The sequence below is a fragment of the Allobosea sp. CER48 genome (assembly GCF_044752385.1).
Taxonomy (GTDB): Bacteria; Pseudomonadota; Alphaproteobacteria; order Rhizobiales; family Beijerinckiaceae; genus Allobosea.
This window is the reverse complement of the sequence record NZ_JBIWYK010000545.1, coordinates 1-1,853: the sequence shown is the minus strand read 5'-3', so window position 1 is coordinate 1,853 and position 1,853 is coordinate 1. Positions and strand designations below refer to the sequence as shown.

At 66.2% G+C, this 1,853-nt stretch carries 3 protein-coding genes and 1 pseudogene; 2 read left to right on the top strand and 2 right to left on the bottom strand.

What is annotated here, in order from left to right; all coding sequences use genetic code 11:
- Window positions 1–233, top strand: a pseudogene (locus ACIPIA_RS15360) (hypothetical protein); the annotation flags it as partial.
- A gap of 124 nt (window positions 234–357) precedes the next feature.
- On the top strand, window positions 358–762 hold the full coding sequence (locus ACIPIA_RS15355; RefSeq protein ID WP_400510799.1) for a GtrA family protein: 405 nt from the start codon (window positions 358–360) through the stop codon (window positions 760–762).
- Window positions 763–787: 25 nt separating this feature from the next.
- Here ACIPIA_RS15355 and ACIPIA_RS15350 read toward each other — a convergent pair whose 3' ends face one another.
- Both ACIPIA_RS15350 and ACIPIA_RS15345 read right to left on the bottom strand, forming a co-directional pair.
- Window positions 788–1,258: a hypothetical protein gene (locus ACIPIA_RS15350; RefSeq protein WP_400510798.1), complete on the bottom strand. Its 471-nt coding sequence runs from the start codon at window positions 1,256–1,258 to the stop codon at window positions 788–790.
- Between the two features lie 5 nt (window positions 1,259–1,263).
- On the bottom strand, window positions 1,264–1,853 hold a 590-nt coding region (locus ACIPIA_RS15345; RefSeq protein ID WP_400510796.1), incomplete at its 5' end, for a hypothetical protein.

Genomic DNA, 1,853 nt, shown 5'->3' with positions numbered 1-1,853 from the left:
AGATCGCGCCGATCTGGAAGGAGCTGGCTTCCTTCGACGCCGTCCCAGCCTTCGACTGTGCCTACGGCGCGAAGACCCCGACGCCGAGCCTCGCCGTGTCCGGCGCCAGCGCCTTCGTCAGCGATCCGACAAGCGGACGCATCCGCGAGTACCATCTCGATACGCTGAAGCAGGGCCTCGACATGCCGGTCGGGGGCATGCCGGCCAATCTCGCCGGCAGCGAAGCGGGCTGAAGCGGCAAGCGGCGCGGGGCAAGATCGTTCGCCCCGCGCTGCGCACGACCTGGTTTTCGCTTCGCCGCATTTTCTTCCCGCGAGGCGGTGTCCATCTCGCTCGAAAATGCTCTAGGAAGCGCGGATGCCGTTTCGCCGCTACCCGCGCCAGTTCCGCCAGCTCGCCGCCTATGTCCTGGCGGGCGGGCTGACGGCCGTCGCCCATTACGGCGTGCTGATCGGGCTGGTCGAGCTCGGCCACGTCGATCCTGTGCCGGCGACGCTCGCCGGCTTCATCGTCGGCGCGCTGGTTTCCTATGCGCTCAATCGCTGGATGACCTTCGACGCCACGCGGACGCATGCGCAGGCAGGCTGGCGCTTCGCGCTGATCGCGGCCGGCGGTTTCGTGCTTACCGGCATCCTGATGCATCTGTTCGTGACGCGGGCGGGACTGCCCTACCTGCCGATGCAGATCGTCACCACGGGCGTGGTGATGGTGTTTTCGTTCCTGGGGCACAAATTCTTCAGCTTCGCCGACCGGGCGGCGTGAAACTTCGCCGCCCGGCCGGTTTGCGTCACGGTGACGGCGCGACCGTCAGCTTGAGCTGCCTGCGGCCGATGCGGCCTTCCTTGTCGGTCGCTTCGATCTCGAGGACATGGCTTCCGGTCGGGACGACCACGGAGGGCGCCTCGATGCCCGCCGGGGTGATGTAGGGCTTGATCCGGTCGGTTATGTCGACCGGGGGCTGCCGGCGATAGAAGACGCGCACGCTTGCGGGGTCGATCGGCACGCCGTTGCTCGGCATGAATCGAACCGACAGCCGGAAGGGCTTGCCGTCCACGCCCTTGTCGGGGGTCGGCATCGTGTCGATACCGGGGCCGCGGGTGATGTTGCGGGTGCTCGCCGGTGCGACGGACGCTGTCGGCAGGCCTGCCTCCTCGCGGGTGATGAGCTGCACCGGCTCGGCCGCTTGCGCGGCTGTCAGCATGGCGGCAGCGGCGAGAACAACAGGCAGAATGTGCGAAATGAGCACAGCCTTCTTCATCGTTCCTATTTCACTCCCAAAATTCCGGCGATCAGGCCGAAGATGGCAGAAATGATCGTGCCGGCCATCAGGATGGTGGTTTCGATGGTCTTCAGCGTTTCCATCGGCACCTTTCCATGCACGGCCAGCAGCCCCTTGCGCAGTTCCGGCAGCGAGACGAGGCCGCGCGCGGTCAGCGCAGCCTGCGTCACGCGCAGCAACATCCCCGAGAACATGGAGGCGCCGATGCTCAGCACGTAGAACGAAGTCTCGCGCCAGGCTGCCGGGCCCTGCGGAAGGAGCGGTATGTTGTCGTGCCAACTCAGCAACGCGTTCATGGTCACGACGGAAAAAATTGCGAAACCGATGGCGATCCCGATATCGAGGGCGATCAGCCGTGGCCGAATCCCGAAATAGATGAGCCCGGTGAGGAAGGGGATCGCGATGGAGGCCAGCCGCAGCACCCAGAGCGGCAGGTCGAGCCAAAGAACGACCGCGCAGTAGGCCAGCAGCAGCAGAGTGAGGCCGAAGGGCAGGACCCAGAAACGGCGGCGCGCGACGGGCCGGGCAACCGCCTCGACAGGTTCCGACATGTCCGCACGCTCGGCTGCCGTGG